Raw genomic sequence first — 15,232 nt, forward strand, 5'->3', positions numbered from 1 at the left:
AACCGAAACCATGGCGGTTTCCGTAACCCTTCCGGCGCTCGGTGAGAGCGTCACCGAGGGCACTGTCACCCGCTGGCTGAAGGCCGAGGGCGAGCGCGTCGAGGCCGACGAGCCGCTGCTCGAGGTCTCGACCGACAAGGTCGACACCGAGATCCCCTCGCCCGCCGCCGGCGTGCTGGCCTCCATCAAGGTCGCCGAGGACGAGACCGTCGAGGTCGGCGCCGAGCTGGCCGTCATCGACGACGGCTCCGGCGCCTCCGCGGCCGCTCCGGCCCCGGCCGCCGAGCCCGCTCCGGCCCCCGAGCCCGAGCCCGCTCCGCAGGCCGCCGCCCCCTCCACCGAGCAGGCGGCCCCCGCCCCGGCCCCGACCGCCGAGGCCACCTCCGGCGGCGGTTCCGCCGAGGGCACCGACGTGGTCCTGCCCGCGCTCGGTGAGTCCGTCACCGAGGGCACCGTCACCCGCTGGCTGAAGTCGGTCGGCGACTCCGTCGAGGCCGACGAGCCGCTGCTCGAGGTCTCCACGGACAAGGTCGACACCGAGATCCCCGCGCCCGCCTCCGGCGTGCTGCTCGAGATCGTGGTGAACGAGGACGAGACCGCCGAGGTCGGCGCCAAGCTCGCCGTCATCGGCGCCCCGGGTGCCGCCCCGGCCGCCGCTCCGGCTCCGGCCGCCGCGGCGCCCGCCGCCGCTGCTCCGGCCCCGGCCGCTCCCGCCGCCCCGGCCCCGGCCCCCGCCGCCCCGGCCCCGGCCCCCGCCGCTCCGGCCCCGGCCGCCGCCGCTCCGGCCCCGGCCGCCGCTGCTCCGGCCCCGGCCGCCGCCGCTCCGGCCCCGGCTCCGGTCACCCCGGCGGCCGCGCCCACCGCGCCGACCGCCACCCAGGCGACCGACGAGGGGGCGTACGTCACCCCGCTGGTGCGCAAGCTCGCCGCCGAGAACGGCGTCGACCTGGCGGACGTCAAGGGCACCGGCGTCGGCGGCCGTATCCGCAAGCAGGACGTCCTCGCCGCCGCCGAGGCCGCGAAGGCCGCCTCCGCGCCGGCCCCCGCCGCCGCCCCGGCCGCCGCGAAGAAGGCCCCGGCGCTCGAGGTCTCCCCGCTGCGCGGCCAGACCGTCAAGATGACCCGCATCCGCAAGGTCATCGGCGACAACATGGTCAAGGCCCTGCACGAGCAGGCCCAGCTCTCGTCGGTCGTCGAGGTCGACGTCACCCGTCTGATGAAGCTGCGCGGCAAGGCGAAGGACTCCTTCGCCGCCCGTGAGGGCGTCAAGCTCTCCCCGATGCCGTTCTTCGTCAAGGCCGCCGCCCAGGCGCTGAAGGCCCACCCGGTCATCAACGCCCGGATCAACGAGGCCGAGGGCACCATCACCTACTTCGACGCCGAGAACATCGGTATCGCGGTGGACTCGGAGAAGGGCCTGATGACCCCGGTCATCAAGGGCGCCGGCGACCTCAACATCGCGGGTATCGCCAAGGCCACGGCCGACCTGGCGGGCAAGGTCCGCGCCAACAAGATCACCCCGGACGAGCTGTCCGGCGCGACCTTCACCATCTCCAACACCGGTTCGCGCGGCGCGCTGTTCGACACGATCATCGTGCCGCCGAACCAGGTCGCGATCCTCGGCATCGGTGCCACGGTCAAGCGTCCGGCCGTCATCGAGACCGAGGAGGGCACGGTCATCGGCGTCCGCGACATGACCTACCTGACCCTCTCCTACGACCACCGCCTGGTGGACGGCGCCGACGCGGCCCGCTACCTGTCAGCGGTCAAGGCGATCCTGGAGGCGGGCGAGTTCGAGGTCGAGCTCGGCCTCTGACCTCCTGATCAGACAGTGCGGCACCCCGTCCGGAACGTTCCGGGCGGGGTGTTCGCGTTTGTCGGGGTGCGCGGCGTGTAAGCCTCGTCTCACCTGCGTCAAAGCACCCCCGCGCGCCCGCTCCGCGGCGTGAACCCGCCGTATTGTCTAAACGTCAGCCCCTGGGAGGAGCCTCCATGACCGCGCCCGTCGTCCACTCGCTGCGCGAACAGATCCGCGAGCACATCGTGGAGGGGATCGTCAGCGGGCGCTGGCAGCCGGGCGAGCGCATCGTGGAGCGGCGGATCGCCACGGAGCTGGAGGTCAGCCAGACACCGGTGCGGGAGGCCCTGCGCGAGCTCGAGTCCCTCCGCCTGATCGAGTCGGCCCCCAACAAGGGCGTGCGGGTCCGCAACCTCACCGCCGCCGACCTGGAGGAGAGCTACCCCGTCCGGGCCGGTCTGGAGGCCATCGCCGCGGAGCTGGCGGCCGACCGCCTCGCCGGGGACTGCTCGGCCCTGGAGCCGCACGTCCTGGCCCTGTACGAGGCCGACCGCGAGGCCGACGGCACGGCCCAGGTGCGCCACACGGTCGGCTTCCACCGGGAGCTGGTCCGCGCGGCGGACAACTCGGTGCTGCTCCACACCTGGGAGGGCCTGGGCATCGAGGTGTTCACGGCTCTGTCCATCCGCTGGCTGGGCACGGTCCAGCAGAGCTACGCGGAGGAGCACGAGGAGCTGGTGCAGGCGTTCAAGCGGCGTGATCCCCGGATCGCCGAGCTGGTGAAGGCCCACGTCCTCGGCTGCGCCCCGCGCGCCTGACGCCAGCCGAGCGCACCCTGGCGCAGTCGAGCGCACCCCCGCTCAAACGCCGTCCGACCTGCGAAAACCCTCGCCGATCACGACACTCGGTGCCCCTGCCCGAGGCACCGCGTGCCGACTTTCTCGATATCGAGAAGTTTTCCCCTTCCAACCTTTGATCGATCATCGATCACGGGGTTAGAGTCTCCGGCGGACCTCCACCGAGGTCCGCCTGCCCTGTCCTGCCAAAGACCAAGGGCAACCCCGAACCCTTCACGATGAGGGAACCCCCTTCGACTGAGGAAGGCGGCGACATGACCGACCCCAACGCCATCCAGCCGAGCGCGCTCGACCAGCTCCCGGACCGCGACCCGGAGGAGACCGCCGAATGGCAGGCCTCCCTGGACGCCGTGGCCAGGGAGGCCGGGCCGCACCGCGCCGCCTACCTGATGCGGCGCACGCTGGAGCGTGCCGAGGCGGGCGGCGTCGCGCTGCCGAAGCTCCTCGAGACGGACTACGTCAACACCATCCCCACCTCCGCGGAGCCGGGCCTGCCCGGTGACCCGGAGATGGAGGCCCGGATCACCGCCTGGAACCGCTGGAACGCGGCCGCCATGGTGACTCGCGGCGCGAAGCACGGCGTCGGCGGCCACATCGCCACCTTCGCCTCCGCGGCCTGGCTCTACGAGACCGGCTTCAACCACTTCTTCCGGGGCAAGGAGCAGGACGGCTCCGGCGACCAGCTCTACATCCAGGGCCACGCCTCCCCCGGCATCTACGCCCGTGCCTTCCTCGACGGCCGGCTGAACGAGGGACACCTCGACAACTTCCGCCAGGAGGCCGGCGGCAACGGCCTGCCCTCGTACCCGCACCCGCGCCGGCTGCCCTGGCTGTGGGAGTTCCCGACGGTGTCGATGGGCCTCGGCCCGCTCTCCGCGATCTACCAGGCGCGCTTCAACCGGTACCTCACCAACCGCGGCGTCAAGGACGTCTCCGCCTCGCACGTCTGGGCCTTCCTGGGCGACGGCGAGATGGACGAGCCCGAGTCGACGGCCGCCCTCGCGCTGGCCGCCCGTGAGGAACTGGACAACCTCACCTTCGTCATCAACTGCAACCTGCAGCGCCTCGACGGCCCGGTCCGCGCCAACTTCAAGATCGTGCAGGAGCTGGAGGCCCAGTTCCGCGGCGCCGGCTGGAACGTCGTCAAGACGCTCTGGGGCTCGGCCTGGGACGAGCTGTTCGCCCTCGACACCACGGGCGCGCTGGTACGCCGGCTGCGCCAGGTGCCGGACGCGCAGGTGCAGACGTACCAGACCCGCGACGCCGCCTACATCCGCCAGGACTTCTTCGGCGCCGACCCGGCGCTGGTGGAGATGGCGAAGCTGCTGAGCGACGACAAGATCCTCGAGTGCTTCCACCTGTCCCGCGGCGGTCACGAGGCCCGCAAGGTCTACGCCGCGTACAAGGCGGCCGTCGAGCACAAGGGCGCGCCGACCGTGATCCTGGCCCAGACCGTCAAGGGCCACACCCTCGGCAGCGGCTTCGCCTCGAAGAACGCCAACCACCAGATGAAGAAGCTCTCGGTGGACGAGTTCAAGGCGATGCGCGACCTGCTCGGCCTGCCGATCAAGGACAGCGACTTCACCGACGGCGTCGTCCCCTACGGCCACCCGGGCGCCGACTCACCCGAGGTCCGCTACCTCCAGGAGCGCCGCGCGGCCCTCGGCGGTCCGGCCCCGGCCCGCCGCGTCCACCCGCTGGCCCCGCTGCCCGCCCCTGCCGAGAAGGCCTTCACCGCCTTCGACAAGGGCTCCGGCTCCCAGAACGTCGCCACCACCATGGCGTTCGTCCGCCTGGTCAAGGACCTGGTCCGCGACAAGGAGACCGGCAAGCGCTGGGTGCCGATCGTCCCGGACGAGGCGCGCACCTTCGGCATGGAGAGCCTCTTCCCCTCCCTCGGCATCTACTCGCCGAAGGGCCAGACGTACGAGCCGGTCGACCGCGACCAGCTGATGTACTACAAGGAGGCCAAGAACGGCCAGATCCTCAACGAGGGGATCACCGAGGCCGGTTCGATGGCCGACTTCATCGCCGCGTCCAGCGCGTACGCGACGCACGGCGAGGCGATGATCCCGTTCTACATCTTCTACTCGATGTTCGGCTGGCAGCGCACCGCCGACCAGATGTGGCAGCTCGGCGACCAGCTCGGCCGCGGCTTCCTGGTCGGCGCCACGGCGGGCCGTACGACGCTGACCGGCGAGGGCCTGCAGCACGCCGACGGCCACTCCCCGGTGATCGCGGCAACCAACCCGGCCGCGCTCAGCTACGACCCGGCCTTCGCCTACGAGGTCGCGGTGATCGTCCGCGAGGGTCTGCGCCGGATGTACGGCGAGGCCAAGCCGGGCGAGGACCAGGACGTCTTCTACTACCTCACCGTCTACAACGAGCCGCTGCCGCAGCCGGCCAAGCCGGCCGCCCCCGGCATCGACGCGGGCATCGTCAAGGGCCTGTACCGCTTCAACACGGCGGAGTCCGCGGGTGTGACCGCGCCGGCCAACGCCCCGCGCATCCAGCTCCTCGGCTCGGGCACGGCGATCCACTGGGCCCTCGACGCGCAGAAGCTGCTGGCCGAGGAGTGGGGCGTGGCCGCCGACGTGTGGTCCGCGACCTCCTGGGGCGAGCTGCGCCGCGACGCGCTCGACGCGGACGCGGCCCTGCTGCGCGGCGAGGAGCGGGTGCCATACGTCCGCCAGGCGCTGCAGGGCGCCGAGGGCCCGGTGCTGGCCGTCTCCGACTACATGCGCCAGGTCCCGGACCAGATCGCGCAGTGGGTGGAGCAGGACTGGTCCTCGCTGGGTGCGGACGGCTTCGGCCTCTCCGACACCCGCGAGGCGGCCCGCCGCCACTTCGGCGTCGACGCCCAGTCGATCGTCGTCGCCGCGCTCGCCCAGCTCGCCAAGCGCGGCGAGGTCCAGGCGACGGCGGTGAAGGAGGCGCGGGAGAAGTACGGGCTGTAGGCACCGGCTTCTTCCGGAAGGGGTACGGCGACCGCCGTACCCCTTCCGCTGTCAGTGGCCCCCGGCATCATGAGGCCATGCGCGCCGCCCGCCTCATCAAGATGGTGCTCCTCCTCCAGTCCCGGCCCTCCATGACCGCCGCCGAACTGGCGCGGGAGCTGGAGGTGTCGGAGCGGACGGTCACCCGGGACGCGCAGGCGCTGTCGGAGGCGGGCGTGCCGGTGTACGCGGACCGGGGGCGGGCCGGCGGGTACCGGCTGGTCGGCGGGTACCGGACGCGGCTGACGGGGCTGGGGCGCACCGAGGCCGAGGCGCTGTTCCTGAGCGGGGTGCCGGGTGCGCTGCGCGAGATGGGGCTGCAGGACGCGGCCTCCGCGGCCCGGCTGAAGGTGTCCGCCGCGCTGCTGCCCTCCCTGCGGGACGCCCCGGACAGCGCCGCCCGGCGGTTCCACCTGGACGCGCCCGCCTGGTTCCAGGAGCCGGAGACACCCGCGCCGCTGCCGGTGATCGCCGAGGCGGTGTGGGCCGACCGGCGGATCGGCGCGGTGTACCGCCGCGGGGAGCGGTCGGTGGAGCGGCGGCTGGAGCCGTACGGGCTCGTGCTGAAGGCAGGCGTCTGGTACCTGTGCGCGCGGGTGGCCGACGGCGGTGCCTTCCGGACGTACCGGATCGACCGGTTCGACGCCGTCGACGCCCTCGAGGAGCGCTTCGACCGGGTGCCGGACTTCGATCTGGCGGCCTTCTGGGCCGGGCAGGCCGAGCGGTTCGCCCGGTCGATCCTGCGCGCCGCGATCGTCGTACGGCTGTCCCCCGAGGGCGCGCGCAGGCTGCCGTACGCCGTGGACCCGACGGCCGCTCGCGAGGCGCTCGGGGGCGCGGGCGAGCCGGACGGCGAGGGGTGGGTGACGGTGACCGTGCCGGTGGAGTCGGAGGACGTGGCCCACGAGCAGCTGACGGCGCTGGGTCCGGAGGCGGAGGTGCTGGCACCGGCGGGTCTGCGGGAGCGGTTCGCGGCGGACGCGGCCCGGCTCTCCGCGCGCTACGGGCGTGCGGACGGCGGATAACGATCCGCCACACTCCACGTGCGCCCCACCCGTGAAGGCCCGATGCTGGTGCCGTGATGGACGAGACGGAGTTCTGGGAGCTGATCGACGCGGCCCGCGAGGCCGCCGAGGGCGATCCCGAGGAGCAGGCGGACCTGCTGGTGGAACGGCTGCTCCAGTTGGACCCGGAGCTGGTCCTGGACTTCGCCCGTCACTTCGAGGCCCGGTACAACCGGGCCTACCACTGGGACCTGTGGGGTGCCGCCTGGGTCCTGCTGGACGGGGCCAGCGACGACGCGTTCGACTACTTCCGGTGCTGGCTGATCGGCCAGGGCCGGGAGGTCTTCGAGGGCGCCCTGCACGACCCGGACTCCCTGGCCGACCTCCTCGAGGACTTCGACGAGGAGATCGACGGGGACGGCGAGGAGCTGGGCTACGCGGCGGACGAGGCGTACGAGCAGCTCACCGGCACCGTCGCCCCGGACCTCGGTATCGCCCCGGCGCCGGCCGAGCCGGAGGGCACCGCGATCGCCTTCGAGAACGAGCGGGTGCTCGCCGAGCGCTATCCCCGGCTGTGGGAGCGCTTCAAGGAGTAGCCGTGCCCGCGCGGGCGGCACCGGGCCGCCTCATGCGGCCGTGCGCCTCCGAGCGGTGTCCGACGGCGGCCAGGCGGCCGTGTCGGCGCCGACCGGGTGGTGCGGGGGCGCGGCGTCGGTCTGGTCGAGGGCGCGGGCGGTGACGGCTACGGCCTCGCTGCGGGCGTCCTGCCCTGGAGCCGGGCCGCCGTCTGCCTGATCTCCGGCAGCCGGGCGGTCAGGGCGGCGCCGGGGCAGGTGGTCATGAAGCCCTCGTTGTGGCCGGCAACGGCGGGCAGGGTGGTGCCGGTGCCCGCCTTGAAACGGCTGTGTCCGTTGCTGGAGACCAGGTGGGCCCGGGCCCGCGGGTCGACGCCGGCGAGGCCGAGCTTCCAGGCGGCGAGGGCGGCGATCGCGTCGGTCATGGCCCGCGGCACGGGCACACCGGCGGTGAAGGTGCCGAGGGCGGCGATGCCCGCGGTGCGGTGGTTGAAGCCCTGGGTGTGGGCGCCGGTCACCGGCCGGTCCACGCCTCCGGCGCGGCCCTCGTAGATGGTGCCGCAGCGGTCGACGAGGAAGTTGTAGCCGATGTCGTCCCAGCTCCGGCTGCCGGTCTGGCCGGCGTACAGGGCGCGGATGATGCGGGGTGCGTCGGCGCAGTCGTAACGGTTGGGCGAGTCGGTGTGGTGGACGAACACGGCGACCACCTTGTCGTCGTAGCGCGGGGGCGGCTGGCTGCGCGGGGTGGCGGCCTGGTCCAGCCAGACGGAGCGGGACAGTATGCGCGGCCGGGCGGCGTGGTGGGCCGGGGCCTGCCGGTCCGCGCCGGGCCTGGCGAGGCGGACCGGCGCGGCGCTCTCGACGCCCCGGGCGCACAGGGCCAGCGCCAGGACGGCGGTCAGGCCGGGGAGGCAGCCGAGCAGCACCATTACGGCGGCGGGGACGCGGGCGGGCCGCCGTCCGCGTGTTCCCGGCGTTCTTCGGGGGACGCGCATGGTCCCACTGTCGGCTCGCCGCGCCGTGGTCGCGATGTGGGGTGTGCCACCTGGTGGAACCATCGTCCTTGTCCGGGCCGTTTCCGGGGATATACGCACACGTGGCCGGTCGGCGGTCCGGGTGGCCGATCACGCACGCGCGTGACTGATCACCGGAGCCGCCCGGCCCGTATCTCAGGGGGTCCGAGAGAAAGGCGGCTCCGTGGACCTGCTCGACCTGGTGCTCGCACTGGTGGTCGTCGTCTACGCGGCGTCCGGATACCGGCGCGGGCTGGTGGCCGGCTGCCTGTCCCTGGCCGGGTTCGTGGGCGGCGCGGCGGTCGGGGTGTGGGCGCTGCCGTGGGTGACCGGGCTCGCGGCGCGCGGATCGGCGACGGCGACCGTGCTGGCGGTGCTGACCGTCCTGGTGCCGGGTGTGGTGGGGCACGAGCTGGCGGCCCGGCCGGCGCTGCGGCTGCGGCGTGAGCTGGACCGGGAGGGCCGGGGGCCGCTGCGGGTGGCGGACGGGACGGGGGGCGCGGTGGCGAACTCGGTCGCCGTGCTGATCGTGGCCTGGGTCGCGGCGAGTGTGCTGGGCGCCTCCTCCTCGCAGACCGTGACCACGGCGATCCGGAACTCGGCGGTGCTGGGCGCGGTGCAGCAGGCGATGCCGGAGACCACCCCGGTGTGGTTCTCGCGGGCCACCTCCGCGCTGACGGAGGCGGGTTTCCCGCAGGTCTTCAACCCGTTCGAGAACGAGTCGACGGCCCAGGTGGCCCGGCCCACCGGGGACAGCGTCACGTCCGCGGCGGCGAACGCGGCCAGACGCAGCTCGGTGAAGATCGAGGGCGCCTTCGGTACCGAGGGCCGGGAGGGCAGCGGCTTCGTGTACGCGTCCCGGCACGTGATGACCAACGCGCACGTCGTGGCGGGCATCGCCCGTCCCAGCGTGCGGGTGGGCGGCATCGGGCCGGCGTACCGGGCCCGGGTGGTGCTCTTCGACCCGGACCGGGACGTGGCGGTGCTGTACGTGCCCCGGCTGCGCGCCCCGGTGCTGCGGTTCGACCACAGCGCGGTGCGCGGCGAGCCGGCGGTGGTCGCGGGCTATCCGCAGGACGGCGGCCTCGACCTGCAGGCGGCCACGGTGGCGAACCGGGTGCGGGCGCGGGGGCAGAACATCTACAGCACCCGCACGGTCACCCGGGAGATCTACTCGATCCGTTCGACGGTCCGGCCGGGCAACTCCGGCGGCCCGCTGCTGTCGGCCGACGGCCGGGTGTTCGGCATGGTCTTCGCCCGGTCCACCTCGGACGCCGAGACGGGGTACGCGCTGACGGCCGACGAGGTGGCGGGCGACGCCTCGAGCGCGGCCACGGCGACGGCGCCGGTCGACACCGGCCACCTCGTCACGTCGTAGGGCGCACGGCCCGGGCGCGTTCCGGGGGCGGGGCTCAGAGGGCGCGTCCCATGAGCACGTCGTCGACGAACACGCCCTCGATCAGCCACTCCCCGGGCAGCACGCCCTCGACCGCGAAGCCCTGGGACTCGTAGAGCCGCCGGGCCGGGGTGTTGTGCCCCAGCACGCGCAGGGTGAGGCGACGCGCGCCCCGTGCCCGCGCCTCCTCGACGGCGGCCCGGACCAGCGCCCCCCCGACGCCCTTGCCGCGGGCCTCGTCGGAGACGACCAGGCCCTGGATCTGGCGGACGTGCGCGTTGGCGGCCAGCGCGGTGGGCAGGACGAGGCGGATGTAGCCGGCGATGCGACCGTCCAGTTCGGCGACGAGGTGGTCCCCCGGCCGGTGGCGGTCGTCGAAGAAGGGCGGGTACGGCGGCCGCGGTGCGGGCAGTACGGCGTGCAGCGGGGACCAGGCGGCCCGGTCGAGAAGGGCCAGCTCCTCCTCGTCGGCGGGCCGGGCGATGCGTATGGACGGCATGGTGATCACCCTAAGCAGGCCGGAGAGGAACGGCCCCGGCGGGGAAGGATGGGCGCATGGAACGTTCGCGAATCGCGGTGGCCGGTGCGTCCGGTCTCATCGGCAGCGCCCTGGTGCGGTCCCTGACCGCGGACGGGCACGAGGTGGTGCGCCTGGTCCGCCGCGCGCCCCGGGACGGAAGCGAGGTCCGCTGGGACCCGGAGCGGCAGCAGGTGGACGCGGCCGGGCTGGCGGGCTGTGACGCGGTGGTCAACCTCGCCGGGGCGGGCATCGGCGACCGGCGCTGGACGCCGGAGTACAAGCGGCTGATCCGGGACAGCCGGGTGCTCGGGACGGCGGCGCTGGCGGACGCGGTGGCCTCGCTGGACACCCCGCCGCGGGTCTATGTGAGCGGCAGCGCCATCGGCATCTACGGCGACACCGGGGACCGTGCGGTGGACGAGGACGCGCCGCCCGGTGACGGCTTCCTGCCCTCGCTGTGCGTGGAGTGGGAGGAGGCCGCGGCGCCCGTGCAGGAGGCGGGGGTGCGGACGGTGTTCCTGCGCACGGGTCTGGTGGTCGCGCGGGGCGGCGGGGCCTGGGGCCGGCTGTTCCCGTTGTTCAGGGCGGGGCTCGGGGGGCGTCTGGGCAGCGGGCGGCAGTACTGGTCGTACATCGCGCTGCACGACGAGGTCGCCGCGATCCGGCATCTCATCGACGACGACACCGCGTCCGGGCCGTTCAACCTGACCGCGCCGCAGCCGCTGACGAACCGTGAGGTCACGGAGGCGATGGGGCGGGTGCTGCACCGGCCGACGGTGTTCGCGGTGCCGGACCCGGTGCTGCGGGCGGCGCTGGGCGAGATGGCCGGGGACGTGCTGGGCAGTCAGCGGGTGCTGCCCAGGCGGCTGCTGGAGTCGGGGTTCACGTTCGCGTTCCCCGGCATCGAGGACGCGCTCCGCGCGGCCTGACCGGCTGTCAGTGGCCCGCCGGCGTCTGCTGAGGCCTCGTGTGATCTGTTGTGTTCTCTTGTGACCGTGTGCGACCGCCGTGCGACCGTGCCCTGTCGATGCGCTGACTGCCCCTGACCGGTCAGGGACCTAACCTCGAGCCGAACTCGGGTATCCCCGGAGCCAGTTGGGGGCATGACGTCTCCACCGGCCGCGCAACCACAGGAGGGGCCTCGTGCTTGAGCCCGCGTACCAGGTGGACGTCGTCATCGTGGGAGCCGGGATCGCCGGACTCTCGGCGGCCCACCGGCTCACCAGCGCAGGAGTAACCACCGCAGTCCTGGAGGCCGCCCCCTGTGCGGGCGGCCGTATGTCGACCGAGAAGGTCGACGGCTTCCGGCTCGACCGCATAGGACAGCTGCTGTCCACGTCGTATCCCGAACTCCGCCTGACGCCGGGGCTCGGTGCGCTCGCCCTGCGCCGGTTCGCGCCCGGCGTGCTGCTGCATCGCGACGGGCGCACGCACCGCGCGGGCGCACCGGCGGCCGCAGGGAGCGCGAGGGGCGCACTTCATGTGGTGCGCGCCCTGGCGAGCGCCCCCCGCGGTCCGGCGGCCCCGCCCGGCCGGACCGGCGCGCCGGTCGGCGGCGCGGTCGACCAGGCCCGGCTCGGCACCGCGCTGGGCAGGATCGCCGCCACCCCGGTCGAACGCCTGCTGTCCCGGCCCGAGCTGCCCGCGGCGCAGGCGCTCGCGGCCCGGGGAGTGCCGGCGCGCACCATCGAGGGCTTCCTGCGCCCGCTGCTCGCCGCACTGCTGTGCGACCCGGAACTGTCCACGTCCAGCCGGTGCGCCGATCTGGCGCTGCGCGCCTTCGCGAGCGGCCGGCTGTGCGTGCCGGAGGGCGGCGCCGAGGCGCTGCCCGAGCTGCTGGCCCAGACTCTGCCGCCCGGCACCGTGCGCACCGGGGTGCGGGTCACCTCGGTGTCCACCACCTCGGTGACCACCGCCGAGCACGGCGAGATCCACTGCCGCGCGGTGCTGCTGGCGACCGACGCGCGGGCCGCGGCGGAGCTGCTGCCGGGCCTGAGGGTGCCGGACTTCCATCCGGTGACGGTCCTGCACCACACCACGGACGACCCGTCGCCGGCCTTCGCGACCGGCACCTCGCTGCTGCTGGACGCCGACCGCGGCGGACCCGTCGCGCACACGGCGGTCCTCAGCAACGTCGACCCGAGCCGGGCACCGGCGGGGCGCGTGCTGATCTCCTCGACCGTGCTGGGCACCCCGCCCGGCGGGATCGACACGGCCGTCCGCATCCATCTGTCCCGGCTGTACGGCACCTCGACCCGGCGCTGGGAGACGCTGGCGGTGCACCACACCCCGGAGGCGGTGCCGGCCATGCGCCCCCCGCACGACCTGCGCCGCCCGGTACGGCTGATGGCCGGCCTGTACGTCTGCGGCGACCACCGCGACACCAGCACCGTCCAGGGCGCCCTGCACTCGGCCCACCGGGCGGCCGCGGCCGTCCTCGCGGACCTGGGCGCGGCGGGTTCGATGCACCGGTCGGATCCGGCGCCCACCCTGCCGAGGGCCGCCTGATCCGCCGGAGCGGCCCACGGCCCGATCCGCGGGACGGGCATCAGCCGAGCGCGGCGACCTTCTCGCGGTAGCCCCGCACGGGAGCCGCGTCCTTGTACGGCTCCAGGCGCCGCTCGAAGTCCCTGACGTACTCGACGGCCCGCACGGACCGCATCTGGGCCGCCTGGCCGGCGGCCTCCGCCGCCAGCGCGCACGCCTGGTCGAGTTCGCCGAGGCCGAGCCGGGCGGTGGCGAGGACGACCCGGCAGAACAGGCGGCTGCGGGCGTAGGCGGGGGCGCGCAGGTGCAGGGAGCGCTCGGCGTGCTGCGCCGCCGCCCGGAACTGCTGGAGGTCGCGGTGGCAGTGCCCGAACTCGTCGGCGAGCTGCGCCTCGTCGAAGAACCGGGCCCAGTACGGCACCTCGTCCCCGGCCCGGGCCGCCTCCAGGGCGCGCTCGGCCCGCACCAGCGCCCCGGTGCAGGCGCGCACCTCGCCCAGCACCCCGTGCGCGCGGGCCTCGGCGGCGTGCAGCAGCGCCTGCACCACCGGCGGGGCGCCGGTCCCGACGCCCTGCTGCGCCACCCGCGCGAGCTGCACGGCCTCCCTGCCGTGCCCGAGGTAGACGGCCTGGCGGCTCATGGTGACGAGCACATAGGAGCCGTAGAACCGGTCGCCGGCCGCCTGGGCGAGCCGCAGGGCCTGCACGAAGTAGCGCTGGGCGAGGCCGTGCGCGGCGATGTCGTACGAGGTCCAGCCGGCGAGCCGGGTGAGGTCGGCGGACGCCGCGAACAGGCGCCGCCCGGTCTGCTCGTCGTAGGCGCCGCGCAGCAGCGGCTCACACTCGTGCTCCAGGTAGCGCACGAGGGCCTGCCGGGCGTGGCCGCCGCCGTAGGCGTCGTCGAGGGTGCGGAACAGCTCGCCGACCGAGCGCAGCGCGGCGACGTCACCGCCGGTGACCCGGTGTCCGGGCGCCCGCTCGGCCTGGCCGCGCGGCCGGGCCGGGGCGGTCACCGCCTCCAGCCTGCTCCTGACGGCGGCCGGGCGGCCCTGGGAGGGCACCCGGGGCACCGGGTCGCGGGCCACCCGGTCGTCGGCCTTGCCGATCAGCCAGTCCCGGCTGGGCACGACGAGACCGGCCGGGGTGAAGGCGATCTTGCGCAGCTCGGCGTGGCTGCCGGAGTCCTTGCGCCACAGCCCGCTGACGATGTCGACGGCCTCCTCCGGGGTGGCCGCGAACTCGAGCCCGGCGTACACCGGCGCACACGCGTCCAGGCCGAGATCCTGGGCCGTGAGCCGGCGTCCGAGCCGGCGCGTGAACACCTCGGCGATCAGCGCGGGCGTCGTCCCGCGGGGCTGCTGGCCGCGCAGCCAGCGGGTGACCGACGTCTTGTCGTATCTGAGGTCCAGCCCGTGCTCCAGGCCGAGCTGGTCGACGCGACGGGCCAGACCCGCGTTGGAGAACCCCGCTTCTGCGATGAGCGCGGCGAGCTGTCGGTTGGGGGTGCGCTGCGCGGGTCGGTCCGTCATCTGCGGTGCGTTCTCCTGCCTTACGGCTCTGCTGAAGTGCCCGGATTGCCGGTGAGCAGCCCTTATGGCCTCATGGACGGCGCGAATGTAGCGGAGAGTGAGCAGACGATCGCACAGTTCCCGGTTCATTCATCCGATCGTGTGAGGATTGCCCTCAGGGCTGACGTACGCCGGACGGTCGTACAGTGGCGTGGGCGCGCCACGCGCCTGACACCGGTTCGCTGAGGGAGGCGCTTGCCGTGAGTGAGTTGCGGTTCGTCCACATGGGGTTCGGCGCGGACGCCGTCGAGTACCGGGAGGCGTGGGACGAGCAGCGCCGGGTGCACGCGGCCCGGTTCGCCGACGAGGTCCCGGACACCGTCATCCTGCTGGAGCACCCCCCGGTCTACACGGCGGGCCGCCGCACCGAGGACAGCGAGCGCCCGCTGGACGGGACCCCGGTCGTCGACGTGGACCGCGGAGGCAAGATCACCTGGCACGGGCCCGGTCAGCTGGTGGGCTACCCGATCCAGAAGCTGCCCCGCCCGGTGGACGTCGTCGCCCATGTGCGCCGCCTCGAGGAGGCCCTGATCCGCACCTGCGCCGAGTTCGGCCTGGAGACCACCCGGGTCGAGGGCCGCAGCGGGGTGTGGGTGCTCGGCGACCCGGTCGAGCAGCGGCCGGCGCTCGGAGGGCTCTCCCTCGACTTCGACCCGCGGCTGACGGACGAGGAGTTCGACCCCCGGCTGAACGGCCCCGAGTACGCTCCCTCCAACGCCGGCCAGCGCCGCGAGGACCGCAAGATCGCCGCCATCGGCATCCGCGTGGCCAAGGGCGTCACCATGCACGGGTTCGCGCTGAACGTGAACCCCGACAACAAGTGGTTCGACCGGATCATCCCGTGCGGCATCCGGGACGCGGGCGTGGCCTCGCTGGCCGCCGAACTGGGCCGGGACATCACCGTCGAGGACGTGCTGCCGGTCGTCGAGCGGCACCTGCGGGACGTGCTGCAGAACGCGGACCTCAAGCCGCGCGTGGTGGAGAAGGCCTCCGCCTGATCCGGGAATGCGCCCTGCGGC

12 protein-coding genes are annotated in these 15,232 nt (G+C 74.1%); 9 read left to right on the top strand and 3 right to left on the bottom strand.

The window, feature by feature from the left end; all coding sequences use genetic code 11:
- Window positions 1–10 precede the first annotated feature (10 nt).
- The 5 genes from sucB (at window position 11) to ACZ6B1_RS04170 (ending at window position 7,251) form a co-directional block, all read left to right on the top strand.
- A complete protein-coding gene (gene sucB / locus ACZ6B1_RS04150; RefSeq protein WP_468774763.1) occupies window positions 11–1,816 on the top strand; it encodes a 2-oxoglutarate dehydrogenase, E2 component, dihydrolipoamide succinyltransferase in 1,806 nt (601 codons plus the stop codon).
- Window positions 1,817–1,992: 176 nt separating this feature from the next.
- Window positions 1,993–2,616, top strand: coding sequence for a GntR family transcriptional regulator (locus ACZ6B1_RS04155; protein ID WP_468774764.1), 624 nt, complete (start codon window positions 1,993–1,995; stop codon window positions 2,614–2,616).
- Between the two features lie 293 nt (window positions 2,617–2,909).
- Window positions 2,910–5,612, top strand: a complete 2,703-nt coding sequence (gene aceE / locus ACZ6B1_RS04160) for a pyruvate dehydrogenase (acetyl-transferring), homodimeric type (RefSeq protein WP_468774765.1) — start codon at window positions 2,910–2,912, stop codon at window positions 5,610–5,612.
- Between the two features lie 77 nt (window positions 5,613–5,689).
- On the top strand, window positions 5,690–6,676 hold the full coding sequence (locus ACZ6B1_RS04165) for a helix-turn-helix transcriptional regulator (RefSeq protein ID WP_468774766.1): 987 nt from the start codon (window positions 5,690–5,692) through the stop codon (window positions 6,674–6,676).
- 56 nt (window positions 6,677–6,732) lie between these two features.
- Entirely contained in the window at window positions 6,733–7,251 is a 519-nt protein-coding gene (locus ACZ6B1_RS04170) for a DUF4240 domain-containing protein (RefSeq protein ID WP_358939132.1), read from the top strand.
- Window positions 7,252–7,397: 146 nt separating this feature from the next.
- Here the strand turns inward: ACZ6B1_RS04170 and ACZ6B1_RS04175 are convergent, their stop codons facing one another.
- A complete protein-coding gene (locus ACZ6B1_RS04175) occupies window positions 7,398–8,225 on the bottom strand; it encodes a peptidoglycan recognition protein family protein (RefSeq protein ID WP_468774767.1) in 828 nt (275 codons plus the stop codon).
- A 202-nt stretch (window positions 8,226–8,427) separates the two neighbouring features.
- Between ACZ6B1_RS04175 and ACZ6B1_RS04180 the strand changes: the two genes are divergently transcribed.
- Window positions 8,428–9,621 (top strand): MarP family serine protease, encoded by a 1,194-nt coding sequence (locus tag ACZ6B1_RS04180; protein ID WP_468774768.1) that lies wholly within the window; start codon window positions 8,428–8,430, stop codon window positions 9,619–9,621.
- 34 nt (window positions 9,622–9,655) lie between these two features.
- Here ACZ6B1_RS04180 and ACZ6B1_RS04185 read toward each other — a convergent pair whose 3' ends face one another.
- Window positions 9,656–10,138: a GNAT family N-acetyltransferase gene (locus ACZ6B1_RS04185; RefSeq protein ID WP_468774769.1), complete on the bottom strand. Its 483-nt coding sequence runs from the start codon at window positions 10,136–10,138 to the stop codon at window positions 9,656–9,658.
- Window positions 10,139–10,194: 56 nt separating this feature from the next.
- Here ACZ6B1_RS04185 and ACZ6B1_RS04190 point away from each other — a divergent pair, with 56 nt between their 5' ends.
- Window positions 10,195–11,088, top strand: coding sequence for a TIGR01777 family oxidoreductase (locus ACZ6B1_RS04190; protein ID WP_468774770.1), 894 nt, complete (start codon window positions 10,195–10,197; stop codon window positions 11,086–11,088).
- Between the two features lie 214 nt (window positions 11,089–11,302).
- The gene (locus ACZ6B1_RS04195) at window positions 11,303–12,667 is read left to right on the top strand and encodes an NAD(P)/FAD-dependent oxidoreductase (protein ID WP_468774772.1); all 1,365 of its coding nucleotides are present in this window, start codon (window positions 11,303–11,305) and stop codon (window positions 12,665–12,667) included.
- Window positions 12,668–12,707: 40 nt separating this feature from the next.
- On the opposite strand, the gene ACZ6B1_RS04200 is transcribed toward ACZ6B1_RS04195, so the two are convergent.
- Complete coding sequence (locus ACZ6B1_RS04200) at window positions 12,708–14,174, bottom strand: regulator (RefSeq protein ID WP_468774774.1); 1,467 nt, start codon at window positions 14,172–14,174, stop codon at window positions 12,708–12,710.
- 239 nt (window positions 14,175–14,413) lie between these two features.
- Between ACZ6B1_RS04200 and lipB the strand changes: the two genes are divergently transcribed.
- Window positions 14,414–15,211, top strand: coding sequence for a lipoyl(octanoyl) transferase LipB (gene lipB / locus ACZ6B1_RS04205; protein ID WP_468774776.1), 798 nt, complete (start codon window positions 14,414–14,416; stop codon window positions 15,209–15,211).
- Window positions 15,212–15,232 lie beyond the last annotated feature (21 nt).

The sequence above is a fragment of the Streptomyces sp. NPDC041129 genome, assembly GCF_055592265.1.